Raw genomic sequence first — 24,190 nt, forward strand, 5'->3', positions numbered from 1 at the left:
ACAGGAGGATTATGTGGACATTCCTATCGCGAACTACGCGGCGGGCATCGAGGTGGCGAACGACCTGGTGAGCACGTCCCCGACGGTCCGGGGCGCCGAGGCGCTGCCCGACGTGGAGGCGCTGGCCGTGCTGTTGGCCGGGCATGACCTGCGGCGTCCCCAGGACGAGGACGTCTTTCCCGTGCAACTGCTGCGCCGGGAGGTCCGCGGGATCATCGAGACCGAGACGGAGGAGCAGGCCGTCGCCGGTGCGGGCGTGCTGATCGGCCGGGCCGGGCGCGCCCCCGTGCTCCGCCGCGACCCCGATGACCGGTGGATGTGGTGCGTGCCGACCGCGCCGGACGCGTCCCTCGCCGACGAACTGGCCGCGTTCATCGCCGTCGGGCTCTTCGGCGTCGTCAGAACGCTCGGCCACGACCGGTTCCGGGCCTGCGCCGCGCCCGGCTGCCGCGGCGTGTTCGTCGACGCCAGCCGCGCCGGACGCCGCCGCTACTGCATGCCCGAGCTGTGCGGCAACCGGCTCAACGTCGCCAACCACCGGGCCCGCCGCCGGGCGGTGACCCCATGACCGCACCCCTCACCGGCGCGCTCCAGCTACCGGACGGAACCTGGGTCCGGGGCCGCGGCCTGCGAAACCCGCTACCGGACGGCCCGCCGCCCGACTTCGGGCTCTACCTCGGCTCGGGACGTCTCCGCCGCCGCCACGAGCCGTCCCTGCACTGGGATTCCGCCTGGCTCGACTGGCCCGACTTCATGCTGCCCCGCGACCGGGACGCCGCCGTCCGCCACATCCGCGACCTGTACGACCGCGCCCGCTCCGGCGCGGCGGTCGAGGTCGCCTGCGGCGGCGGAGTCGGCCGCACCGGCACGGTCATCGCGTGCCTCGCCGTCCTGTCCGGCGTGGCCCCGACCGAGGCCGTCGCCTGGACACGCACCCACCACCATCGCCGAGCCGTGGAAACCCCGTGGCAACGCCGCTGGGTCACCACCTTCCCAACAAACGGGTAAGCCGGCCCTGTACCGCATCAACGCGGGGCGTGCGGTGGCCGAGGTCGCCTGCGGTGGCGAGGGCGGCCGTCCAGGAAGGATGATCGCGGGTCTTGCCGTTCCGTCGGGCGTGGATCTGGTCGAGGTGGTCGGGTGGACGCGTGCTCGCCGTCATCGTCGGGCGGTGGAGGCTCCGTGGTGGCGTCGTTGGGGCGCCGTCTTTCCGGCGCGCGGGTTAAGGGCGGGGGCCGTCGCGGTACCGCACCGGCGCGTGGGCCAGGTCACGGCCGGTGCGGTACCGGCGGGGGTCCGGGGTCCTCCCCGCCAGGGGATACCGGACCGCATTCCCGTCCGGGACCCACGGGAGGAGAGCCGCCCCGGACGGGAGGTCATTGCCGCGCGGGGTCAGCCGCGCAGGGCCGCCCGGGAGTCCGCGGCTCCCGGGTTGTTGTCGATCAAGCCGGAGATCTCACGGTAGACGAGACTAATCCGGGTTCCCCAGTTGGGACAGCCGCCGAGATGGTGCAGCGCGATGACCTTGTGCGATGACGCGGCCAGCACCGGCGAGCCGGAGTTCCCGCCCGAGGTGTCGCACATGTATCCGGTGTTCACCCCGGACGACACCCGCGAGATCTTGCAGTAGGCGCCGCCGTCCTCGTGCAGGGACAGTCGCTTGGGCAGCGTGTCACCGTGCCCGGGAATGTAGATGCGCTCGTTGGCGGTGGGTTCGCGGGTCTCCAGGTAGAGGGTCCCGAACTGCTTGACGCTGTCGAAGTTGTTGACCGAGAACAGGGCGTAGTCCAGGTCGGCGAGTGGGCTCAGCTTGAGGAGTTCGGCGCCGCTCACCTTGACGCCCGCCCGCGGGTTCCGGCCGCCGCAGGTGGAGCATTCGTAGTCGAACTGGAACTCGCTGGCCTTGAGGTCGTTCGCGTTCTCCATGCAGTGCTGGTTGGTGAGCATCCGGTTCGTGTTGCCGACCCGCCAGGCCGTGCAGTGCCCTACGCCCTTGAGAAGTTGGCGGGCGACCGCACGGGACTGGGCGTACTCGGTGGGGTTGCTCTCCTTGTAGCAGGTGACGTCGCGGCGGTCGTCGGCACCGCACACGCTGGTCGTACGCGGGTTGGCGGCCGCGTACTCGGCCGTGGTGAAGCCACGGAAGTAGGCGTCGATGCGGGCGCCATATCCCTGCCTGGTCAGGGCCGCGGCGTTACGGCGCCGTGTGGCTGAGTGGAGAGTGACGACGGCGGCGTCCCCGTTGACGGACATCGCGGCGAACCCCGTCCGGCCGTGGACGGTGTGGGAGGAGTCGCCGCCGTGCTTCGTGACCGTGGGATCGCCGTGGTAGGTGTGCACCTCACGTCCGGACGGGTCGGCGACCGTGACACGGTCGCCGGGGAGCAGCCGCAGGGACGCGAAATGCACCTTGATGTAGCTGGAGCCCGGCTCGCTGATCGTCACCTTGGACGTCCGGCCGTCGGCCGCGTACCGGAGCACGGCGTTCTCGGCCTTCCGCTCTCCGGCGGTGTCAGGTCTTGGACGGGGATCGGCCTGCTCCCCGGAAGGGGCGGCCGGGGTCGCCGCGACCGGAGCGGCGTCGGTGCTCCGGGACGGGGCGGCCGACGCGATCGCGGCGGGCAGGATCAGGGTCACGGCCAGCGGTATCGCCGTTGACAGGATGCGTGACCTTCGGGACATTGCGCACTCCTCTGGGGGCCGAGCTGAACTCGGGGCGTGAAATCGAAGGGCGGGAGTCAAAGGGGGCGGGGGGACGATGGGCGAGGGGCGAAGGGCAGGGCGGCGGAGGGACGGCAGACGGTGGCTGAGAGATCGAAGGACGGGGACGACAGGCGGGAGGTTGACGGGGCTGGGAGGCAAAGGCTGGAGAACAGGAGCGGGAGTTGAAGGGGCGGGGGATCGGTTAACGCGGGGGAGTAGGGGGTTGGCGGGATATGGGGGTGTCCGGCCTGGCCCCGCTTGCGGGGTCAGGCCGGACACGTCACTGTGCGCGGCTAGAGCCTGATGGTCCAACCATTGAGGGTTCCGGTGTCACCGGGTCCGTAGTCGTAGATGTAGAGCTGCCAGGTTCCAGACGCCGGAGAACTGACGCCCGGGACTTCGAACGTCATCGGGCCGTTCCACGGCGTGCACTGATACTGACCGGTTCCTTGGCGTTTGACTACATATGTCTGCCCGGCCGGTGAAGCGAGCCACACTCCGAGGTCCTCCGCGCAGGTGTGCCGCGCGTCGATCGACAGCGACACCTCGGTCGCCGCCTGGCCCTCGATGTCGACCGCCAGCGGGCTGACGGTCCACGTGTAGTCGCGAATCGGGTAGTCGGTTTCGCTGGTTGCGGTCCGACCGCCCTGCTTCTTGGTCACCGAGAGGGTGTAGGTGGCCGTCCGGGTGACCGAGCCCTTGCCGTTGACCGTCACCGTGTAGTCGCCTTCCGGCGTACCGTCGGTGGTGGACACGTTCAGGGTCGCCGTGCCGCCCGTCTTCACCTCGCCCGGGTTGACCGTGACGGTCGGCCCGCCCGGTGACACGGTCGCGGACAGCGCCACCTGCTGCGCCGTCCCGGCCGTGAGGGCCGTGCGGATCGTCGCCGTCGTCGACTTACCGGCCTCGACCGTCCCGTTGGTCGGGTCGACCGACACGGAGAAGTCGTCCGTGCCGTCGCCTTGCACCCGCAGGGTGATGTTCGCGGTGTGCGTGGCGGACTTGCCGGTACCGGTGACCTTCACCGTGTAGTCGCCCGCCTGGGTGTCCGCCGTCGTGGCGACCGTCATCGTCGACTTGCCGCCGGACTGGATGGACGCCGGGCTGAAGGTGACCTTCGGCCCGCCGGGGGTCACGGTCGCCGTCAGGTCGACCGTCTGGGCCGCGCCCTCGGTCACCGCCGTGGTGATGGTGGCCGTGGCCGGCTGGCCCGGTTGGACGGACGCGTTCGTCGGATCGGCCGTCATGGAGAAGTCGTCCGCGGGTACCGACTGGTTCACGGACGTCTTCCACAGCGCCCACGCGATGGCGTCCGCGCTGCGGTCGAGCGCGGTCGTGTTGACGTTGCTCGGGTAGCTGTCGCAGGACTGGTGGTAGCACGGGTCGAACGCCCGTCCGGCCGTGCCGCCCCACTTCTGAGCCTGCGCGGACGACATGGTCGCCGAAGCGCCCGTCGACAGGAACGAGGTGGCGATCCCGGCGTTGCGGAACGGGCCGTCGTCGCTGCAGCACTCGCCCATCTCGTCCGGGACGACGCCGATGGAGTCGAAGTATCCCTTCAGGTTCGAGGACAGTTGCGAGTTGAGGTTGTCGATGAAGTAGCCCGCGTTCGGGGACCCGACCATGTCGAAGTTGAAGTAACCCTTGATCTTCGACCGTTCGGCCGCCGGGAGACGGTTGACGTAGAACTCGGAGCCGTTGAGGCCCTGCTCCTCGTCCGTCCACCAGCCGAACCGGACCTGGTTGAGCATGGTCGGCTTGGACTGCGCCAGCGTGAGCGCGGTCTCCAGCAGCGCCGCCGAACCGGTGCCGTTGTCGTTGATGCCGGGGCCGCCCCGGACACCGTCGAGGTGGGCGCCGAACATGTAGACGTTGTTGGCGTTGCCGCCCGGCCAGTCGGCGATCAGGTTGGGGCCTGAACCGGCGGTGCAGCCGGACGTGCACGCCTGCCGGGTCACGGTGAACCCGGCGGCCTTCAGCTTCTGCTCCACGTACGCGACCGAGGCCGTGTAACCGCCGCCCGCGGCGTAGCGCGTGCCGCCGTTCTGCTGGGCGATGGTCTGGAACTGCTGGAGGTGCGCCTTGACGTTCTCGACGTTGATGTTGGGCGGGTTGTTGGGCCCGGGTCCGCCGCCGCCCTCGACGTTGAGCGAGTACGTGGCGGTGCGGGTCGCGGTGGCGCCCTTGCCGGTCACGGTGACGGTGACGGGACCGGTCCGCGCCGTGTCGTCCGCCGTGATGGTGAGCGTCGACGTGTTGCCGGACGGGACGCGCGCCGGGCTGAAGCTCGCGGTCACGCCGCTGCCCGCCGGGGACACGCTCGCCGACAATTCCACCGGCTCGGAGGAGCCACCGGTGACGGTGGTGGAGACCGTCGACTGCACCGACGCGCCCGCCTTGACGTTGCCCGAGGACGGCGACACCGACATCGAGAAGTCGTTGCCGGTCGGCGTGCAGGTCGGCTCACCGGACTGCTGGCCCAGCGTGACGGCGTTCCATGCGTCCTTGACCTTGGTGTACCAGTTGCAGGTCGGGTCGAGGTTCTTCGCCGCCTGCAACGTCAGCACCCGGTAGCGGGCGTAGTTGGTGCCGGACGTCTTCAGCATCATCGCGTTGTAGAAGATCTTCGCGGCGTTCATGATGCCGATGCCGGTCACCGAGGAGGGGCCGCCCGAGCAGATCGGGCTGGACGGCTTGCCGCCGCCCGGGTTGTTGCCCTCGGCCAGCAGGTAGAACCAGTGGTTCCCCGGGCCCGCCGCCTTGTGCACCTCCATGCTCGGCACCGAGCTGGAGTAGCAGTTCGGGTCGCTGTTGACCTGCGACGGGTTGTACATGTTGCGGATCGGGCCCCGACCGACGAGGTTGACCTCCTCGCCGACCGTGTAGTCGGGCCGGTCGGTCGGGTTGTTCAGGAAGTGCTCGACCGCGGCGCCCCACACGTCTCCGACGAACTCCTGCGTGTTGCCGCCGGAGATGCCGCCCGGGGTGTAGCTGTCGAGGCCGTGCCCGAACTCGTGCGCGACGACGTCCGTGGACGTGATCCACTGGTTCTGCTGGTTGTGTCCGAACGTCGCGCGCCCGCTCTGCCAGTAGGCGTTGACCTCGTCGAGGCCCACGTAGGCCGGAGCCCACCGGCCGCCGTTGAGGCCGGTGCGGCCGAAGGACTTCAGCAGGTCCCACTGGCCGGCGCCCGCGTACATGACGTCCACGCAGCCGGCTTCTTTACTGGTCTTGGACGTGCTGCCCCACACGTCGTCCGGACCGGAGAAGATGCGGCTGCCGCTGTGGTCGGCGCAGGACAGACCAGGACGCTCCGGGTCCTGCATCGTGTACTGCCCGCCGGACTGGGTCGTTCCAATCGTGAGGTTGGAACCTTCCCAGATGCCCGTTCCGGTGCCCGCGACGACCTGTTCCTGCTCATCGAACCGTTTGCCGGTCAGGGCGTCGACGTACACCTTCTTCAGGCTCAGGTGGTCGTCGTCCCGGCCGGAGACCGTCGTCTCCCAGGCCAGCCTAGGCTTCTGCAACGCGTGCACGACCAGCTTCTGGCCGGTCGTCTTGTCAGGCTTGGACAGCGCCGCCCGCGACGTCTTCGCCGCCGCCTCCTTGCCGATCTTCGGCTGGACGCCGATGTCGACCGGCTGCTTTTGCGCGACATTCAGGTTGCGCACATGACCCTGATCGTCCGTGGCGACCACGAAGTCGCCGCCGACGACGGGCAGGCCCCGGTACGTCCGCTCGTAGGCGACATAGTTCAGACGCCACGGTGTGCCGACGACCTGCGTCCGGACGTAGTCGTCGCCCTTGCTCGGGTGCAGCTCGGCGACACGTCCGGCGATGAGCCGTTCGGCGGAGACCACCGCGGCGGTCTTCGGATCGGGGCTTGACCCTTGTGCGCTCGGTTCCGCTCGAAGGGCCAGCGGTACGAGACCGCCGGCCGCGAGCGCGGCGACCAATGTGGTCACCACTAGGGGTTTGCGTTTCACTTGCGCTTGCCTCCACTGAGGGGGTGGGACCGCCGCGTGGGGGGACGAGGCGGCCGCACGGCACGACGTCGCCGTCCACCGCCGGGGCGGGGGCACGCCTGCTTGGGGCAGCCCGGCACTCAGTGAGGGGGCAGGGAGCGTTCGGGCAGGGGGCAGGTGATTTCGGGGGCGGGGCGCTGGGCAGATGGACGATTTGTCGTGCCTTGCGAAAATGAGGGTGACATCTGCATATCGGTTGCGGGGCCTGCCACTTGGGCATAGCTTCACGGCTATGCAGGTGGAACTGCGGCATTTACGAGTGTTGAGCCAGCTCGCCGAGACGGGCAGCATCACGCGCGCCGCCGCCAGCCTGGGCGTTTCCCAGCCCACGCTCAGCAACCAGCTCCGCCGAATCGAGAAGGCGTTCGGCGGAGAGCTGTTCGTCCGCGGGCCGCACGGCATCACCCCGACCGCGTTGGGCCGGTACGTCTTGGCGCGGGCCCGGGGCGTCCTCGCCGACATGGACGATCTGCTCGCCACCGTCCCCGGCAACGGCGCCCGAACCGGCATCCGGCTCGGCACGCACCCGCACATCCTGCTGGGCGAATGGCTTCGGCTCCTCGAAACCGAGCTGCCGTACCGCGCGGTCGACACGAGCCTGGACTACTCCGGCGCCGTCCTGACCCACTTCCTCGCCAACGACCAGGTGGACGTGGTGTTCATGGGACGGGTGGCCGACCACCACGCCCCGCCGCTCCCGTCCGGCACCACCGAACGCGTCATCACCATCGAGCCCTGCGGCATCGCGCTGGCGTCCACCCATCCGCTCGCGTCCCGGGGCCGTGTCAGCCTGACCGACCTCGCGGGCGAGACGTGGATCCCGCCGCAGGGCGGCGACGACGGCGGCACCGCCATGCTCCGCGCCGCCTGCGAGGCCGCCGGTTTCACACCCCGGTTCCGCTACGCGGAGGTCGATTTCAACAGCATGGTCGGGTTCGTCGCCGCCGGGTTCGCGATCACGCTGGCGTCCCCGACCTGGGTGCCCGGCGACGGCGTCACCGTCGTCGCGCTCAGCAGCCACTCCACCGACTGCTACCGCGTCCTGCGCTGGCGCACGGCCACCATGCCGACCAGCGAGATCGACATCCTGCACCGCACCTACCACAAGCTGTACCGGTCCATCGTCCAGCGCAACACCGCAGCGCTGCGCTGGCTGGCCGACAACCCCGACTCCCGTCCCCGCCTCCTCGACGTCCCGACCGGCTGACGCCGACCGACCGGGGCGGCCGCGCATCCACGGCGCTCACTCGCGCGAATAGAGGGGCGAGCAACCGCTCATGCCTCTAGGGAGGGACAGATGAAACTCTTCTCGCGCACGATGGCCGTGGCCTCGCTCGCGGCACTCGGCACGCTGACGACCGTCCCCGCGATGGCGTCGACGGGCCTCGCCACCCCGACTCAGTGCAGCATCACCACGAGCGGCAGCATCGCGTCGAGTAACTGCCTCGGCGGGACCGGAGAACACCGGATCGTCTGCCTGTTCATCCACCACATTCCGGGTGTGGGGATCATCGAGAGCTACGGACCGTGGAAGCCGGTGGGCGCCACGTCCAGCACCTACTGCCCCTCGGACAGGGTCACGGGCACCCGCGTCGAACTCCGCTGACAAGGGGGACATGTGAAGTTCTTCTCGCGCAAGGCCGCCGTGGCCTCGCTCGCCGCCCTCGGCGCGCTGACCGCCGTCCCCGCGATGGCGTCACCTGCCTCGGCCACCCCGACGCAGTGCAGTATCAGCGTGAATTTCAGCAACACGTCGAGTAACTGCCTCGGCGGTACCGGAGAACACCGGATCGTCTGCTTCTACACCCACCACATCCCGGGTGTGGGGACCATCATCGGCCGCGGACCGTGGCAGCCGGTCGGGGCCACGTCCACCACCTACTGCCCCCAAGACAGGGTCACCAACACCTTCGTGGAAGTTCGCTGACCCCGCCCCGGCCCGCCGACGACGACCGTCGTCGGCGGGCCGCCGGTGGACGATAGGCTCAGCCGGGTGGACGGGGTGCCGGGGCTGCCGGTTGTGGAAGGCATGGATCCCAGGCAGGTCCACGCCGTGGTGAGTCTGCTGGCGGGCCGCCGGTGGTGGACCCTCGCCGATCTCGTGCGGGAGAGCGCGGCGCCCCGCAGGTCGGTGGAGGCGCTGCTCGCCGAACTGTCGCTGGAACGCGGCGAGGACCGGTTCCGGCTGGACGAAGAACAAGACCGCCAGATCGACGAAGCGCTCAAGAGCGGGCATCGGCCGTTCGCCCCGGCCGATCCGGTCGGGCACCTGCTCGCCGAGTACGCGGCGGTGGTCGAGCGGATGGCGGAGGTCATCGCTCGGGCGCCACGCGGACGGCACGTTCTGGATCATGTGGCGGCCACGGCCGAGACGGTCGTGCGGCGGGCGCTGCTCCTCGGGGCGCGGTTCTGGATGGCGGACGCGCGCCTGCTGTGCGTGGGAGACCATGACCTGACCTCGCTGGCGGTCGGGATGATCCATCCCGGGGTCGAGACCGTGGTCGTCGATGTCGACGAGCGGATTCTCGGTTACATCGACGAGCGGGCCGCCGAGCTGGGGCTGGACGTGCGGACGCGCTGGGCCGACCTGCGGCTGGGACTGCCGCCCTCGGCGGTGGGGTTCGCGGAGGTGGCCGTCACCGACCCGCCCTACACGCCGGACGGGGTCGGGTTGTTCGTGGCCCGGGGCGTCCAAGGGTTGCGGGAACAGCGGCGTGGGCGGGTGCTCCTCGCCTACGGGGCCAGCGACCGGACGCCGATGCTGGCCCTGAAGGTGCAGAACGCGCTAAGCGACCTGAACCTGGTGTCAGAGGCCATATTTCCGGACTTCAATCGGTATCACGGGGCCGAGGCCATCGGGTCCGCCGCCGACATGTACGTGCTGCGTCCCACGTCCACGAGCCTCCCGGCCGCCGACGCGCGGGCGGAGCGGTTCAGTGCCGCCATCTACACGCGGGGCCCGCAGGCGGTGGAGGCCGGTGCCCGCACGCAGGTGTCGGCCGACGACCTGGCGGACCTGCGGCCGGACGTGTTGGTGGGGCAGTGGCCGAAGACGGTGCTGCCCGAGGTGCCCCGCGTACGGTTGAGCACCTGGCTGGCGAAGCCGTACGCGGCCAAGGTGCGCCAGGCGGGGGTCGTCCTGCCCACCGGAATGGAAGCGGCGTTGGCGCGGATACTCCTCGCCACCCGGGCCGAACGGGTGCGAACCGTCCTCGCGGACCCGACCGACCTGACAGATCTCGCCACCGCCGTGGAGCCGGTCTACGACCTGTCCGCGAACGGGCGCGTGCTGGAGGCCGTCCGCAAGGCGCCTGACCAAAGCGATGATCCGGCGGGCCGCATCGTGCGGGCATTGATGGAACGGGCGCACGGCAAGGTCGCCAACGTGTGGCGGGACGCACTGATCGACGTCCACCCGGACCTGACGAAACGGCAGGCACGAACCCTGGTCGCCGAGACCGCGCCATGGGCACTGGACGTCACCCTGTTGGAACTGCCACTGCACCGATTGCGTGAACTGCCGGGTGTCGTTCGGGTGTGTCTAGCGGCGGTCTAGTTCCTCTTGGAGGATGGGGACGCCGACTTCCATGGTCTGGATGCCGATCGTGCTGGCGATTTCCAGGACGGTGGCTATCTCGTCGGGGGTCGCGCCGTGGGTGATGGCGTTGGCCATGTGGACCTTCAGGCCGTCGGTGAACAGATGGGTCGCGGACGCGTCGATCGCTATGTAGATCAGTTCCTTGACCTTGGGTTCCAGGGCGTTCCTGGTCCAGGGGAGCGCGGAGAAGTTCAGGTAGGCGGCGAAGAAGGCGGGGGCGCGCTGGAGGACGTCCGCCCAGGACTCGTCCCAGTAGCCTCGGCGCTTGATGAACTCGGCTTTGATCGCCTCGCGGTCGGGGTCGTTCGCGTCGGACGGGGGTGGTAGGTCCCGGAGGAGCGGGAAGCCGGTGGACGCGGCGTGGATGCCCAGGACGGAGACGACCTGGAACGTCTCCATGATCTCTTCGCGGGTCGCGCCGTGGTCAAGGGCCGCGCGGACGTGGCGGCGGACGGCGGGCTCGTGCAGGTGCGTGACGGCGGAGTTCACGGCCAGGGCGACCAGTTCCCGGGTCTTCGCGTCGAGGGCGCCGGTGTGAGCGGCGTCGACCAGGTCGACGCAGGCGGCGAAGAACTCCGGGTCGATGGCGCGGAGCGCGTCGAGGCCGTGGGACGTCATCGCTGCTCGACGAAGCCGAAGAAGGGAAGTGTTCTGGTCGCCAGGTAGTACTCGCCGTGGGGCTTCGGCCATTGGGTGACGTTCCGGCCCGACTCGGCGTGGTAATAGTTCGTGCAGTTCGCCTCCATCGCCGACGTGTGCTTGACGATCTGGGCGTCGACCCACCGCACCCAACGGTCGGTGGCGGCCGGGCGGGTGTCGACGGCGCGGAGGCGCTTGCGGCGCATCCGGGCGACCGTGCGCGCGGCGACCTCGGCCTGGCGTTCCAGTTGGGCGATGACGGAGAAGCCGCCGTTGGTGTTGGGGCCGTACAGCATGAAGAAGTTCGGGTAGCCGGGAACGGTGATGCCGAGGAACGCCTTCGGGTCGTTCTTCCACGTGTCGTGGATGGAGACGCCGCCCGCGCCGCGCACGTCCAGTGAGGCGAGGAACTTCGTGGCGTGGAAACCGGTGGCCATGACCAGGACGTCGATGTCGCGTTCCGTTCCCGTGGCGTCCACGATCCCGCTCGGTGTCACGCGTGTGACCGCGTGCGCGACGAGTTCGACGTTCGGACGGTTCAGCGCGGGATAGAACCCGGTCGCGAGGACGGGACGCTTGCAACCCCAGGGGTAGTCGGGGGTCAGTTTGGCGCGCAGTTCTGGGTCCTGGATGGTTTCGCGGATGTAGTCGCGGCAGGCTTTGAGGTTCTGCTGCTGCCGCTTTCCGTGCAGGTCGTAGCCCTTGTACAGGACGCGGAACTGGTAGAAGAGGCGTAGTCGCCGCAGTTTTTGCGTGAAGGGGAAGCGCTGGAAAATCCAGCGTTCGCGGGGTGTGTAGTCGCGTTCGCCCTTCGGGAGGATCCAGCCGGGTTGCCGTTGGAAGACGTAGAGCTTGTCCACCTTTTCGGCGATGGCCGGGACGATCTGGGTGGCGGTGGAGCCGGTTCCCACGACCGCGACCCGCTTGCCGGTCAGGTCGTGTTCCGATTCCCAGCGGGCGGTGTGGAACTTCGGGCCCTGGAAGTCGTCCAGGCCGGGCCAGTCGGGGTAGCGGGGCTGGTTGAGCAGGCCGAGGCAACTGATGACGACGTCGAAGTGTTCGACTTCGCCGCCCGCCAGGCGCAGGTCGTAGCGGGACTTCTCCGCGTCCCAGGTGGCCGATTCGACGCGGACGCCGAAGCGGCAGTGGCGGCGCACGTCGAAACGGTCGACGACGTGTTCGGCGTACCGCTGGAGTTCCTCCTGACCGGCGTGGGTGCGCGTCCAGTCGTAGGTGAGGAAGGAGAAGGAGTAGGCGTGGGACGCGATGTCGACCTCGCAGCCGGGATACCGGTTGTCCCACCAGGTGCCGCCGGGGCCGTCCGACTGCTCGTAGACCGTGAAATGGTGCAGGCCCTTCTTCTTCAGTTTCACGGCGGCGGCGATTCCACCGAAACCGCAGCCGATGATCGCGACCCTGGGCCCTCGCGTTCGCCTCATAGGGAAATCAGTCTCTCCATCGCTCGCACGCCGAACGTGAGCGCGTCCACCGGGACGCGTTCGTCGACGCCGTGGAACATCGCCGGATAGTCGTAGTCCGGTGGGAGCAGCATCGGCGTGAACCCGTACGTTTCCATGCCGAGGGTCCGGAACCATTTGTTGTCGGTGCCGCCGCTGAACACGAACGGCGCGACGGCGCAGCCGGGGCTTTCCTGCCGGAGCGCCTCGGTGAGCAGCCCGAACCATTCGCTTTCGTGGTCGGACAGGACGGACGGGCTGCGCCGCAGCAACGACACCTCGGTCCCGTCGCCGGACCCGGACGTCATGTGCTCGTCCACCTCGTCCTCGTGCCCGGGAACGAAACGGCAGTCGAACCGCGCCCACGCCTCACCGGGAATGACGTTCTCCTTGTATCCGGCGCCGACCCGGGTCACGTTGACCGTGGTCTGAACTCCGGCGGCGAACATCCGCCCGAACGGCCCGGTCTGATTTGCGAGAACGTCCGCGACCTCGTCGGGGTCGGTGATGGGACGTCCCGCGACCTGCGACGCGAGCACCCGCATCGGCTCGATGACCGTGTACGGACGGTCGGGCGACACGAGCCGCAGCGTCGTCTCCGCGAGGCGCGGGATCGGGTTGTCGCGGGGGATCATGCTGCCGTGCCCGGCGACGCCCCGCTCCAGCACCTCGTACCAGCGCAGGCCCTTGTCGGCGACCGACACGACGAACAGCGGGCCGCCCTCGATGGGCAGGTTGAAGCCGCCGACCTCGCCGATCGCCGCCGCGCACCCCTCGAACAGGTCGGGGTGCTCGGCCACCAGGTGCCCGGCGCCGAGCTTCCCGCCGGTCTCCTCGTCGGCGAGGAACGCCAACACGAGGTCACGGCGGGGACGGCGCCCTTCGGCGAGGGCGCCGCCGACCGCGGCGAGGGTCATCGCGACCGCGTTCTTCATGTCGACCGCCCCCCGACCCCAGACATGGCCGTCGGCGATGTCGCCGCTGTGCGGGTGCCGGGACCAGGCCGACGCGTCGGCGGGAACCGTGTCGAGATGCCCCTGAACAAGAAGCGCGGGCGCGTCCGGGTCGGTGCCGGACACCCGGGTGACGACGTTGGTGCGTCCCGGCTCCGCCTCGATGATCTGCGGCTCCAGGCCCATGTCGGTCAGCAGCGAGGCGACGTATTCGGCCGCCTTCCGCTCGGTCCCGCCGGGATTGGTCGTGTCGAACCTGATGAGGTCCGAGCAGATCTCCTCGACCGGCGCGAACGGGCTAGGCATCCGAGCCGCCCAGGGTGAGGGCCGCGACGGCGTAGGTCCGGATGGCGGTCAGGTAGTCGGCGACCGCGACCCATTCGTCGTCCCAGTAGCAGTCCATCGACCCGGGGCCGTAGGTGACGGCCTTGATGCCCGACTCCCAGAAGATCGGGGTGTCCGGCCACGCGGGGTGCACGTCGTGCGCGGCCTCCTCGCCGGTGCTGTGGTGGTGCGCGGCGGCGACGTCGGTGAGGAGCCGTTCACCGGACGGCACCTGAAGCGAACTGCGCGGGTTCTTCAGGCAGGTCGCCTCCAGGCCGACGTCCACGGGGAACTCGCCGAGACGGTCGACGGCACGGTTCACGGCGGCGCGCACGTCCCGCAGCACGTCGTCCTGCGTCTGCGTCGCCGGGAACCGGAAGTCGAACGTGATCTCGCACCGTTCCGGGACGAGGTTGTGCGCCACCCCGCCGGAGATCTGCGCCACGTTGCAGATCTTCACGTCGTCGAGGGGCTCGCCGTCCGGCCCGGTGATCGGCATCGCGAGGACCTCGCGGACGATGTCGGCGGCGCGGGCGACGGCGTTCACCCCGATGTCCAGGGCGGTGGTGTGCGCGGCCCGACCCCGCACGGTGACCGTGACATAGGCGATGCCGCGCTGCCCGGTGAGGACCTTCAGGTCGCTCGGCTCGCAGTTGATCGCGTACGCGCCGCGCAGCCCGTCGCGCAGCGCCTGCCGGGTGCCCTCGCCGCCCTCGAAGTGGTTGGGGACGGCGAGCACGACGACATCGCGCGGCAGCGGAACCCCGGACCTGGCGAGCATCGCCGCCGCCATCGTCATCGCGGCCGTTCCCGCCTTCATGTCCGCGACGCCGACGCCGTAGATCCGGCCGTCGTCGATGTCGCCGCCGAACGGGTCGCGCGCCCACGACTGCGACGGCGGATACACCTCCATGTGCCCGTTGAAGATCAGCGCGTCGTCGGGGTTACCGGCGGCGGCGCGGGCCAGGACGTTCGGCATCCCGTCGGTGCCGGAGCCGGGCAGCTCCACCGCTAGACCCGCGTCGGCGAGTGGCGCCGCGAGGTGCTCCGCCGCCGCCGTCAGCGACGGGCCGTCGCCCCACACGCTGGGGACCCGGAGGAAGTCCTGTAGGAACGTGACGAGTTCCGCCTCGTTCCGGTCGATGAGGTCGAGTACGCGAGCCGCGTGGTCGTGTGTCGCTACCGTTGCCATGCCTGCCGTCCTTCGTTCGCGGCGCCGCCCGGCTCCGGCCACACGCCGGACGGGCCGAACACCTGTGCGTGGAACCGTTCGCCGATGCGGCGGTATCCGTCCGCGTTCGGGTGGAGGCCGTCGTAGAGGTCGTTCGCGTCGTCGGGGCCGAACAGCGTCCGCCCGTCGAGATACCGCAGGTGCGGGTCGCCGTGCGCCACCCGGGTCGCGACGATCTCCTCGATGAGCGTGCGGATCCGGCCGAGGGTCAGGCCGCCGGGGTCGCCGGTCGCGTGGTAGCGGCCGGTGTCGTCCTGGACGGTCGGTCCGGCGCGGTCCTCGGCGGTCGGGCAGATGATCGGCGACGCGACGAGCAGCGGGGTGCGGGGATGGCCGTCGCGGACCGTGTCGAGAAACCCGTGCAGCGCCGGGACGAACGTGCGTTCCGTGAACGAGGTGAGGTTCTGCACGTTGATGCCGACCTTGAGGGTGATCACGTCGGCTGGTTGGTCGCGGATCGTCCGGGCCGCGAACTGATCGAGATGGCAGTTCCCGGCGAACGCCAGCGACGTCAGGTCGAGCCCGGCGCGGCGCGCCACCCACGTCGGCCACGCGTCGGTCGGGGTCCCGGCCTCCGCGCAGTGGCTGATGGAGCTGCCGTAGTGCACCCAGCGGCGGCCGGGGAGACGGCCGGGCGCGACGATGCCGTCCGCGCGCAGTTCCCGAAGTTCCACGATGGCTGCCTGCGGCAGCCAGATCTCGACGTCCTTCCAGGAGTCGCCGAGCCCCTCGAAACGGATCGTCTCCGGCTCGCCGTGCTCGGTCTCGACGACCTGACCTGCGCGGACGACGCTGATGTCGCCGCCGACCACCTCACGGGAGATGACGTTGGTAAAGCTCGTCACCGCGTCGAACGCGACGGGGAACAGCGGGAAGTAGGCGTTGCGGAACCGGGTGACGAAGACGTCCAGCTCGATGGTGTCGGCTTCGGTGCGGAACACCAGCCGCACCCCGGCCGGGCGCGGCACCATGAGTTGCATGTAGGAGTCGGTGATCTGGGGGCGGGTCCAGGCGGGCAGCCGTCTCGGGATGAGCCCGGTGGGGGTGTGCTCCACGTCGAGGGCGCCCGCGATGGCGACCGGGCCGCCTACGAGGTCGACTTTCAGCACGGTGCTGCTCCCTTTCAGGTGGGACGGGACGTGCGGCGCGGCTCCTCGGCGAGCCAGCGTTCCAGCAGGTGGTCGTGCTCGCCGGGCGCGGGCGCCGGACGGAACTCCTGGATCGTTCCCGTCGTGCGCAGACCCCCCGCGAGGGTGCGGAAACCGTCCGGCTCCTCCCGTACCAGGTCGCGGGCCAGTGTGTGCGGATGCGACAGCGCCTCCCGGACGCCGAGGACCGGGCCGCACGGCACCCCCGCCTCGCCCAACCGGGTCAGCGCCTCCTCGCGGGTCAGGTCCGCGAGCGCCTCCTCGACGTCCCGGCACAACTCCTGGCGGTTGCGGCCGCGGTCGGCGTCGGACCCGTACCGCTCGTCGGTGAGCCAGCCGGGACGGTCCAGGACGTCCGCGAGCCGGGCGAACAACGCGTCGCTCGCGACGGCGATCGCGATCGGGCCGTCCTTCGCGGCGAACGTGCCGTAGGGCGCGCTGATCGCGTGATGTCCACCGGCGGGACGGATGTCCTCGTCGGTGTGCAGCGCCCGCATCGCCACCGACTCCAGGATCGACACCAGCCCGTCGAACATCGACAGGTCGATGTGCTGCCCGCGCCCGGTGTGTTCCCGCTGGTACAGCGCCGACATCACCGCCACCGCCGCGTACAGCGCGGGCACGATGTCGCCGATGCTGACACCGACGCGGACGCCGGGCCCGCCGTCCGGGCCCGTCACCGACATCAGCCCCGACATCGCCTGGACGATCAGGTCGTAGGCGGGCCGATCAGTGAGCGGCCCGGTGCGCCCGAACCCGCTGATGCTGACCGCGACCAGGCCCGGGTTGAGGCGGAGCAGCTCGTCCGGCGGGAACCCGAGCCGGTCGATGACGCCGGGACGGAAGTTCTCTACCAGGACGTCGGCACGCTCGACGAGACGGGCGAACCGGTCGCGGTCGGACGGGTCCTTCAGATCGAGGGTGATGCCGTACTTGTTGCGGTTCAGGAGGCGGTGGAAGGTGCTGTCGCCGTCCACGAACGGGCCGAACAGGCGGGCGTCGTCACCCGCGGGCGACTCGACCTTGATGACCTCCGCGCCGAGATCGGCGAAGATCCGGGCGCACAGCGGGCCGGACAGCACACGACTCAGGTCCAGGACGCGGACGCCGTCGAGGGCCCCGGCGGTCATCCGAACCACCGCAGGCCGCTGGCCCGGACGGCGTCGGCGGCGGTGTCGTAACCGGCGTCCGCGTACCGCATGATCCCGATGCCGGTGTCGGCGGTGAGCGCGGCGGCGATCCGCTCGTCGGCTGCCGAGGTGCCGTCCGCGACGAGCGTGATCCCGGCGCTCTGCATGTAGCCCGCGTAGCCGCCGCCCCCGGCGTGGATCGCCACGAGGTCGGCGCCGGAACCGGCGTTGAGAAGGGCGTTCAGCAGCGGCCAGTCGGACACGGCGTCCGAGCCGTCCGGCATGTTCTCCGTCTCGCGCAGCGGCTGCGACACTCCGCCCGCGTCGAGATGGTCACGGGTGAACGCGACCGGGCCGCGCAGCTCGCCCGAGCGAACGGCCTCGTTGACGAGGAGCGCGAGCCTCGTCCGCTCGCCGTGCGCGAGCCACGAGATCCGGGACGGCAACCCGGCCTGCCGCACGTACTTCCGCGCCGTCGGGATCCACCGTTGCACGAGCGGGTTGTTCGGGAACTCGCGGACGACGAGGTCGTCGATGACGTCGATGTCGGCCTGCTCCCCGGACGACGCCACCCACCGGAACGGCCCGATGCCCCGGCAGAACAGCGGCCGGATGTACTTCTCGATGAAGATCGGGATACGGAACGCGTCGACGCCGTTCTCCGCCGCCTGCGCCCGCAGGTTGTTGCCGTACTCGAACGCGACCGAGCCCGCGTCCTGCCAGGCGAGCATGCACTCCACATGCGCCGCGATCGACGCGCGGGCGCGGCGGGTCAACTCATCGGGGTCGCTGTCGCGCAGGGCCGCGGCCTCGCCGGGCGTCATCCCGGACGGCACATACCCGTACATCAGGTCGTGCGCGGCCGTCTGGTCGGTGACGACATCGGGGACGACGCCGCGTTCGCGTAGCGCCGGAAGGACGTCGGCGGCGTTGCCGAGCAGCCCGATCGACGCGGCCGTCCTGGACGCCACGGCATCGTTCGCCCACACGATCGCCTCGTCGATCGACTCGGTGCCGCGTTCGAGGTAGCCGCTGTCGATGCGCCGCCTGATCCGGTCGGCGTCCACCTCGACGCACAGGGCGACGCCGCCCGCCATGACCGTGGCCAGCGGCTGCGCGCCGCCCATGCCGCCGAGCCCGGCCGTCACGACGAGCCGTCCGGCCAGGTCACCGTCGAAGTGCGCGTCGGCGACGGCCGTGAGCGTCTGGTACGTGCCCTGGACGATGCCCTGCGACCCGATGTACTGCCAGTCGCCCGCCGTGTACCCGCCCCACGCGATCAGACCGCGCCGTTCGAGTTCGTAGAAGTGCTCGCTGGTCGCCCACCGGCCGACGAGGTTGCTGTTCGCCATCACGACCAGCGGCGCCCGCGGCCCGGTCGGGAACACCCCGATCGGCTTGCCGGACTGGACGACGAGCGTCTCGTGCTCCTCCAGCGTCGACAGCGCCTCGGTCAGCACCTTCAGTGCCGCGTGGTCGCGGGCGGCCTTCGCCAGGCCCGCGTACACGATGAGGTCGTCCGGTCGTTCCGCGTGGGTGAGGGTGTTTTCCAACATCCGCAGGAGCGTCTCCTGCCGTGGGCCACGGCAGCGCGGCTCCCGTCCGGCGACGTCGGCGATCACCATGAGGGTCCCCTTTCCGCCCGCCTCGGGTCAGGCGGAGTGTTCAGTCCGGGTGACGCCCCTCGTGGTCGCCCGGAAGGCCCGTCCGCCCCAGCGCGCCGCGGACGCCCGTCTCGCGGACATCGCGCCAGAACGACAGGCACGCCTCTTCGATGCGGACGCCGAGGACGAGCGGCGCCACCCGTTTCTCCAGATCGGGGACCGTGACCAGCCGTTCCAGCATCTTCTGGAACTCGTCCAGCCGGCCCTGGTGGTAGCGCAGCTGCGCGTCGGCGAGCCGCTCCACCGTCCCCTCGTCGCCGAGTTCGCTGAAGAACAGCTTCAGCTCGGCCTCGTTGCGGACCTGGAACATCTCGGTGTCCGGGTCCCGGAGCCATTCGCGCAGCGCCTCGCGCCCCTTCGGGGTGAGCGAGTACGTCCGGCGGCGGCGCCCCTCGGTCTCGGTCGACTCCTCCAACAGTCCCGCCTCCGCCAGCCGCTTCGGCTCCACGTAGAGCTGGCTGTGGGGGAAGGGCCAGAAGTAGCCGATCGAACGTTCGACGGCGCGTTTGAGCTGGTACGACGAGCTCGGTCCGCGCAGGCCGATCAGCCCCAGCACGAGGTAGGAGCTGGCCGAGAGGTTGATCGCCATGTTGTGAACTGTACCATCCATTCTGGACGGTCATAAGAGCAGCTTCCTCTCACTTCGGACTGACACGGACGGCTGGAAACTAACTCAGCAATTGCTGGCGTCCGGCGCGGCGCTTCATCGGCGCCAGCGCCGTCAGATCGATTTCGATCAGGTACGGGCCCGGCTCCCGCTCCACCGACCGCGCGAACGCCCGGTCGAATCCCGCGACGTCGGACACCTTCTCGCCGGGCACGCCCATCGCCGCGGCCAGCGCCACGAAGTCGGGCGTGTGCAGGTCGACGTCGTTGCGGGCACCGTCGAACGTGGCGTGCTGGACGTCGCGCAGCACCCCGTACCCGCGGTCGTTGAACACGCAGACCGTGACCGGCGCACCCGCCTGCGCGAGCGTCGACAGCTCACCGATCGACAGCATGATGCCGCCGTCCCCGTGGATCACCACGGTCCGTTCCCTACTGCCGAGCGCGGCGCCGATCGCGAGCGGCAGCCCGGGGCCGATCGCGGCGCCCGCCGGATGCAGCGATGTGCGCGGCTCCAGGATCGGCAGCAGCCGGTCCCCCCACGCGTACGCGGGGACGGTCGAGTCGCGGACGATCACCCCGGCGCGCGGCAGCGCCCGGCGGATCGCCGCCACGAGCGCCCGATGGTCGGGGCCGAGCGTCTCCAGGGCGTTCTCACGCGCCTCCGCCGCGGCCTTGCGGGTCGTCACGCCCCAGTCTTCGGTGGCGGAGGTGGTCGCGACGTGCTCGTCCAACGCGCGGAGCGTTTCACGGGCGTCGCCGTGCAGCGCGACGGCGGGCGGGTACGTGCGGCCGAACACGCTCGCGTCGGCGTCGGCGTGGATCAGCCGATCCGTGAGCCGCAGCCGCCACGCGTCGGTCGTGTACATCTGGAAGCGGGCGCCCACGGCCAGGACCACGTCGGCGTCCTCGACGACCTCCCGCAGCGGCGGCATCGTGGCCAGCGGCCCCAGGCACAGCGGATGGTCCTCGGGCAGGACGCCGCGTCCCTGCACCGAGGTGACCACGGGAATCTCCAACCGTTCGACCAGGTGGCGCAGCTCCGGCCACGCGCCCGCGCTGAGCACACCGCCGCCGGACCAGATCAGCGGACGGCGCGCGTCCGCCAGTAGGTCGGCCGCCGCGCGCACCCGATCCTCGGGCGGCAGCGCACGCGGCGCCGGGGCGGGTTCGGGGACCGTCACTTCGGCGGAGACCGTCGCGTACTGGAGGTCCACCGGGATCTCCACGGCGGTCGGCTGCGGCCAGCCGCGGCCCGTGGCGCGGCCCGCCGCGACGACGGTCTCCGCGATGTCCTCGGCGCGGCGCACCGACCACGCCTCGCGGGTCAGGGTGCGCAGCATCGCGAGCTGCTGCTCCGCCTCGTGCAGGTAGCCCTTGGCGCGGCCGAGGAAACGGGACTCGATCTGGCCGGTGATGAGCAGCACCCGGGAACCGGAGAACTGCGCCTCGAACAGGCCGCCCATCGTGTTCGCCGTGCCGGGGCCGGTGGAGGCGAGCGCCACGCCGAGCCGTCCGGTGACGCGGGCGTAGCCGTCGGCGGCGTGCACCGCCGCCTGCTCGTGCCGGACGTTCACGACCTCGATACCGCCGTCGCGGCGCACCGCGTCCAAGATCGGCAGGTTGTGGACGCTCGCGACACCGAACAGCATCTCCACGCCGAGCGCCCGCAACGCCTCGACGACCAGGTCACCGCCCGTGCGATCGCTCATCGCGCAACCGCCGGGTCTGCGGCGTGCCGCTGGATCGCCTTCAGCTCCGTGAACTGGGCGATCCCGTACGCGCCCAGCTCGCGGCCGTAACCGGACTGCTTGTAGCCGCCGAACGGAGCGAGCCCGTTGAAGGGGGCGCCGTTGATCTCGATGCTGCCCGCCTCCATCCGCTCCGCGAACCGCAGCGCGCGTTCCTCGTCGGCCGACCAGACCGCGCCCGCGAGCCCGTACGGGGTGCCGTTGGCGATCGACAGCGCCTCGTCCTCCTCCACGTACGGGATCACCGCGAGCACCGGGCCGAAGACCTCCTGCTGCGCGAGCGCGATACGCGGGTCGCTGACCGCGAACGCGGTGGGGGACAGGAAGTAGCCGTCCCTCGGCAGCTCCGCGTCCGGATACGACCAGATCGTCCGGGCGCCGTCGACGAGCGCGCGCTCGACGTGCTCGGTCACCCGGTGCTGCTGGTTCCAGCTGGCGAGGGGGCCGACGTCGGCGTCCGGGTCGCTGGACGGGCCGACCCGGTACGCCGCCATCGCCGCCGCGATCAGCTCCTCCGCGTCCGGCAGCGACTGGAACGGCACGAGCAGCCTGGTCAGCGCCGTGCACGTCTGCCCGGTGTTGATCATCACGGACCGGACGACGCGTTCGACGGCCCCCGCGAGGTCGCCGTCCGGCAGCACCACCGCCGCGGACTTGCCGCCGAGCTCCAGCGTCACCCGTTTGATCGACGCGGCGGCGACCTCGGCGACCCGGCGGCCCGCGCGGGTCGAACCGGTCAGCGACACCATCGCGGTGCCGGGATGCCGGGCCAGGTACTCGCCGACGTGCAGACCGTTCCCGAACAGCATGTTGAACGCCCCGGGCGGCGCGCCCGCCGCGTCGAACGCCTCCGCCAGGACGAACGCGTCCAGCGGCGCGACCTCGCTGGGCTTGAGCAGCACCGGGCAGCCCGCCGCGATCGCCGGGCCGATCTTCGCGGCGGTCTGGAGCAGCGGGAAGTTCCACGGCGTCATCGCGGCGACCACGCCGACCGGTTCGCGGAGCACGGTGGAGCGGCCGGACGGCGCGGTCCCGGCGAGCGGCGCGACGAAGTCCACGTCGGCGACCGCGCGGGCGGTGTTGCGGAACGTTCCGATCGCGGTCCGCACCTGGTAGTTCCCGCAGTGCTTGCGGGGCATCCCCATCTCGCTGGAGATCAGCTCGGCGAGCTCGTCGAGCCGCGCCTCCAACCCGTCGGCGACGCGTCCCAGCAGCGCGGCCCGCTCCTCCGGCGGCATCGCGCGCAGGACGGGACGCGCCCGCGTCGCGGCCTCGACCGCCCGGTCCATGTCCTCGGTCGCCGACTCGCGCACCGTGGCGACGCACTGCCCGGTCGAGGGGTCGATGACGGCGATGACGTCATCGCCGTTGTTCTCGACCCACTTCCCGTCGATGTAGGTGTCCGCACGATGGTCCATGTCGCTCCGCTCACAAGTGTTCGGTGAGTCGAAGCCTAGAATCAGTCGCCGAAAACCTGTTGAGGTCGTGCCACCAAAGAAAACCGGCGGTCATTATGGGCCCGACACATGACGGCACTCGGTCACGCGAACAAGCGTGCCCGCAGATCAGTCCTGGCCTCTTCCCGGTCGCGCCGCATCTGGATCGCGTCGTACGCCATCAACGCGACATTGAGATCACCGATGTCGATGATGCGGCGCATATCACGTCCGGTGAGCGTGGCGATCTGCCGCAAACGGTAGGCCACCGTGTTCGGATGGACGAGGAGTTCCTCCGCCGTCCGCTGCAACGCCATATCGCAGTTGATGTACACCCGGAGCGTGTCGAGCAGATGCGGCTTCTCGACGAGCTGCCCGATGCGGGTCTCGATGAGCCGGTTCGACACCCACCGGTTGTGCGCCAGCAGCACCTCCAGGATCACGTCTGTGCACTGGGTGACCTGGCCGCGCTGGTCGCGGTAGATGCTGATCTCCAACGCCGACAGCGCCTGCCGGCAACTGTGCCCGGCCGCCGCCAGCGACGCCCCCGGCTCGCCCGCCGACACGAACAGCGACCGTCCCGGTTCGCCGTCCAGCATCTCGGCGAGCAGCGGGACGACGCCCGGCCCGGCGCGGTCCACCGGCACCAGCGCGAGCAGCACGCCGCGCCGCTCCCTGAGCAGGATCTCGCGGCGCGGGTCGTGCCGCCACAGCACCTCCATGATCCGGCGGCGGACCCGCGCCCACTGCTGCGCCGTCGGCGCCGGATCGTGGTAGGCGGCGACCGCGCGGAACGGCTGGTGCGGATTGATGTTGAGGGTCCTGGCCTGGTCGTTCACCGTGCTGGCGTCGACGGCGGCGCCCGAGATCAGGCAGCTCAGCAGGTCGGTGCTGACCCGCGCCTGCCAGCCCGCCAGCTCGTTGTAGGTGCTGGTGAACGCCTCCAGCTCGCGGGTGCACAGCACGTCGAACAGCTCGGCGAGACGCCCCAGCACGGCGCGGACGTCGTCCAGTCCGATGCCGTTCCCATCCTCGTCGGCGTTCGCCAGGACGTGGTCGGTGACGACGCGTTCCAGCAGGCGGAGCCACTCGACGGCCTCCACCACCGACCGGCCCTGGAGCGCGACGCGCGAGCCGCGCGCCGACGACAGTTCGCCGACCCGGCCGCCGTCGGCGAGCCCCGCCGCGCACAGGCCGATGACGTTCACCGCCATCTCGAACGCCTCCACGGGCGCCTGGCGGTCGACGGCTCCGGTATCGGCCGCCGAGACGAATTTCCGGACGAACTCGTTCGCGAGCGCCGTCGAGGCCGATTCGAGGTTCCGGGCCACGGTCGCCAGTGGTTCGGCGATGGCGGCGGACGTGTCGGATGGTGCCATGGTCACCTCCCCAGGCCCGGACCAGAGAGATCTGCGTCACCCGTTCCGGCCCGGGTTGTGGAGATGTATCACGCTATTTCATCCCACGTCAACGGCCTGTTGTCCGGAACGGCGATCGCCCCCGGTGGGTTCGGCCGGGCTCGGGA

The 24,190-nt window shown here is 70.5% G+C and carries 19 protein-coding genes; 6 read left to right on the top strand and 13 right to left on the bottom strand.

The genetic code is table 11. From position 1 onward, the window contains the following. The first annotated feature begins 13 nt into the window (after positions 1–13). Both D0T12_RS03185 and D0T12_RS03190 read left to right on the top strand, forming a co-directional pair. Positions 14–568: a CGNR zinc finger domain-containing protein gene (locus tag D0T12_RS03185; protein WP_117397706.1), complete on the top strand. Its 555-nt coding sequence runs from the start codon at positions 14–16 to the stop codon at positions 566–568. Continuing rightward, complete coding sequence (locus D0T12_RS03190; RefSeq protein WP_117397707.1) at positions 565–1,008, top strand: phosphatase domain-containing protein; 444 nt, start codon at positions 565–567, stop codon at positions 1,006–1,008. The genes D0T12_RS03185 and D0T12_RS03190 overlap by 4 nt, the downstream gene beginning before the upstream one ends. 384 nt (positions 1,009–1,392) lie before the next feature. Here the strand turns inward: D0T12_RS03190 and D0T12_RS03195 are convergent, their stop codons facing one another. Further along, positions 1,393–2,682 (bottom strand): trypsin-like serine peptidase, encoded by a 1,290-nt coding sequence (locus D0T12_RS03195; protein ID WP_117397708.1) that lies wholly within the window; start codon positions 2,680–2,682, stop codon positions 1,393–1,395. A 314-nt stretch (positions 2,683–2,996) separates the two neighbouring features. Then, positions 2,997–6,668 (bottom strand): M28 family peptidase, encoded by a 3,672-nt coding sequence (locus D0T12_RS03200; RefSeq protein ID WP_233525826.1) that lies wholly within the window; start codon positions 6,666–6,668, stop codon positions 2,997–2,999. Between the two features lie 292 nt (positions 6,669–6,960). On the opposite strand from D0T12_RS03200, the gene D0T12_RS03210 reads away from it, so the two are divergent. The 4 genes from D0T12_RS03210 to D0T12_RS03225 all read left to right on the top strand — a co-directional run bounded on the left by D0T12_RS03210 (position 6,961) and on the right by D0T12_RS03225 (position 10,284). Further along, complete coding sequence (locus tag D0T12_RS03210; protein ID WP_158581385.1) at positions 6,961–7,935, top strand: LysR family transcriptional regulator; 975 nt, start codon at positions 6,961–6,963, stop codon at positions 7,933–7,935. 90 nt (positions 7,936–8,025) lie between these two features. Continuing rightward, the gene (locus tag D0T12_RS03215; protein ID WP_117397709.1) at positions 8,026–8,334 is read left to right on the top strand and encodes a hypothetical protein; all 309 of its coding nucleotides are present in this window, start codon (positions 8,026–8,028) and stop codon (positions 8,332–8,334) included. Positions 8,335–8,346: 12 nt separating this feature from the next. Then, entirely contained in the window at positions 8,347–8,655 is a 309-nt protein-coding gene (locus tag D0T12_RS03220; protein ID WP_117397710.1) for a hypothetical protein, read from the top strand. Between the two features lie 102 nt (positions 8,656–8,757). Beyond that, the gene (locus D0T12_RS03225; protein ID WP_117397711.1) at positions 8,758–10,284 is read left to right on the top strand and encodes a bis-aminopropyl spermidine synthase family protein; all 1,527 of its coding nucleotides are present in this window, start codon (positions 8,758–8,760) and stop codon (positions 10,282–10,284) included. Here D0T12_RS03225 and D0T12_RS03230 read toward each other — a convergent pair. From D0T12_RS03230 to D0T12_RS03280, 11 genes are all read right to left on the bottom strand, one after another. Further along, a complete protein-coding gene (locus tag D0T12_RS03230; protein WP_158581386.1) occupies positions 10,270–10,944 on the bottom strand; it encodes a carboxymuconolactone decarboxylase family protein in 675 nt (224 codons plus the stop codon). The two genes, D0T12_RS03225 and D0T12_RS03230, sit on opposite strands and share 15 nt — an antisense overlap. Then, complete coding sequence (locus tag D0T12_RS03235; RefSeq protein WP_117397713.1) at positions 10,941–12,404, bottom strand: flavin-containing monooxygenase; 1,464 nt, start codon at positions 12,402–12,404, stop codon at positions 10,941–10,943. The genes D0T12_RS03230 and D0T12_RS03235 overlap by 4 nt, the downstream gene beginning before the upstream one ends. After that, positions 12,401–13,681 carry a M20/M25/M40 family metallo-hydrolase gene (locus D0T12_RS03240; RefSeq protein ID WP_117397714.1) on the bottom strand — a complete coding sequence of 427 codons (1,281 nt, stop codon included), beginning with the start codon at positions 13,679–13,681 and terminating at the stop codon, positions 12,401–12,403. The genes D0T12_RS03235 and D0T12_RS03240 overlap by 4 nt, the downstream gene beginning before the upstream one ends. After that, positions 13,674–14,891 carry a M20 family metallopeptidase gene (locus tag D0T12_RS03245; protein ID WP_117397715.1) on the bottom strand — a complete coding sequence of 406 codons (1,218 nt, stop codon included), beginning with the start codon at positions 14,889–14,891 and terminating at the stop codon, positions 13,674–13,676. The genes D0T12_RS03240 and D0T12_RS03245 overlap by 8 nt, the downstream gene beginning before the upstream one ends. Then, positions 14,879–16,039 (bottom strand): GDSL-type esterase/lipase family protein, encoded by a 1,161-nt coding sequence (locus D0T12_RS03250; protein ID WP_117397716.1) that lies wholly within the window; start codon positions 16,037–16,039, stop codon positions 14,879–14,881. The genes D0T12_RS03245 and D0T12_RS03250 overlap by 13 nt, the downstream gene beginning before the upstream one ends. Positions 16,040–16,053: 14 nt before the next feature. Further along, entirely contained in the window at positions 16,054–17,208 is a 1,155-nt protein-coding gene (locus D0T12_RS03255; protein WP_117397717.1) for a CaiB/BaiF CoA transferase family protein, read from the bottom strand. Then, positions 17,205–18,833: a urocanate hydratase gene (locus D0T12_RS03260; protein WP_117397718.1), complete on the bottom strand. Its 1,629-nt coding sequence runs from the start codon at positions 18,831–18,833 to the stop codon at positions 17,205–17,207. Before D0T12_RS03260 ends, D0T12_RS03255 begins: the two co-directional genes overlap by 4 nt. 40 nt (positions 18,834–18,873) lie before the next feature. After that, positions 18,874–19,461 carry a PadR family transcriptional regulator gene (locus tag D0T12_RS03265; protein ID WP_117397719.1) on the bottom strand — a complete coding sequence of 196 codons (588 nt, stop codon included), beginning with the start codon at positions 19,459–19,461 and terminating at the stop codon, positions 18,874–18,876. 79 nt (positions 19,462–19,540) lie between these two features. Beyond that, positions 19,541–21,190, bottom strand: a complete 1,650-nt coding sequence (locus D0T12_RS03270) for a thiamine pyrophosphate-binding protein (protein ID WP_117397720.1) — start codon at positions 21,188–21,190, stop codon at positions 19,541–19,543. Further along, entirely contained in the window at positions 21,187–22,647 is a 1,461-nt protein-coding gene (locus tag D0T12_RS03275) for an aldehyde dehydrogenase family protein (protein ID WP_117397721.1), read from the bottom strand. The genes D0T12_RS03270 and D0T12_RS03275 overlap by 4 nt, the downstream gene beginning before the upstream one ends. Before the next feature lie 122 nt (positions 22,648–22,769). Then, entirely contained in the window at positions 22,770–24,044 is a 1,275-nt protein-coding gene (locus tag D0T12_RS03280; protein WP_117397722.1) for a PucR family transcriptional regulator, read from the bottom strand. Positions 24,045–24,190 lie beyond the last annotated feature (146 nt).

Origin of the sequence: Actinomadura spongiicola (genome assembly GCF_003432485.1) — a bacterium.
Classification (GTDB): Bacteria; Actinomycetota; Actinomycetes; order Streptosporangiales; family Streptosporangiaceae; genus Spirillospora; species Spirillospora spongiicola.

Coding starts and splice junctions, on each gene's coding strand:
- D0T12_RS03190 (WP_117397707.1), top strand. CDS start 565: ATGACCGCACCCCTCACCGGCGCGCTCCAGCTACCGGACGGAACCTGG.
- D0T12_RS03195 (WP_117397708.1), bottom strand. CDS start 2,682: ATGTCCCGAAGGTCACGCATCCTGTCAACGGCGATACCGCTGGCCGTG.
- D0T12_RS03210 (WP_158581385.1), top strand. CDS start 6,961: ATGCAGGTGGAACTGCGGCATTTACGAGTGTTGAGCCAGCTCGCCGAG.
- D0T12_RS03215 (WP_117397709.1), top strand. CDS start 8,026: ATGAAACTCTTCTCGCGCACGATGGCCGTGGCCTCGCTCGCGGCACTC.
- D0T12_RS03225 (WP_117397711.1), top strand. CDS start 8,758: ATGGATCCCAGGCAGGTCCACGCCGTGGTGAGTCTGCTGGCGGGCCGC.
- D0T12_RS03230 (WP_158581386.1), bottom strand. CDS start 10,944: ATGACGTCCCACGGCCTCGACGCGCTCCGCGCCATCGACCCGGAGTTC.
- D0T12_RS03235 (WP_117397713.1), bottom strand. CDS start 12,404: ATGAGGCGAACGCGAGGGCCCAGGGTCGCGATCATCGGCTGCGGTTTC.
- D0T12_RS03240 (WP_117397714.1), bottom strand. CDS start 13,681: ATGCCTAGCCCGTTCGCGCCGGTCGAGGAGATCTGCTCGGACCTCATC.
- D0T12_RS03245 (WP_117397715.1), bottom strand. CDS start 14,891: ATGGCAACGGTAGCGACACACGACCACGCGGCTCGCGTACTCGACCTC.
- D0T12_RS03255 (WP_117397717.1), bottom strand. CDS start 17,208: ATGACCGCCGGGGCCCTCGACGGCGTCCGCGTCCTGGACCTGAGTCGT.
- D0T12_RS03260 (WP_117397718.1), bottom strand. CDS start 18,833: ATGGTGATCGCCGACGTCGCCGGACGGGAGCCGCGCTGCCGTGGCCCA.
- D0T12_RS03265 (WP_117397719.1), bottom strand. CDS start 19,461: ATGGCGATCAACCTCTCGGCCAGCTCCTACCTCGTGCTGGGGCTGATC.
- D0T12_RS03270 (WP_117397720.1), bottom strand. CDS start 21,190: ATGAGCGATCGCACGGGCGGTGACCTGGTCGTCGAGGCGTTGCGGGCG.
- D0T12_RS03275 (WP_117397721.1), bottom strand. CDS start 22,647: ATGGACCATCGTGCGGACACCTACATCGACGGGAAGTGGGTCGAGAAC.
- D0T12_RS03280 (WP_117397722.1), bottom strand. CDS start 24,044: ATGGCACCATCCGACACGTCCGCCGCCATCGCCGAACCACTGGCGACC.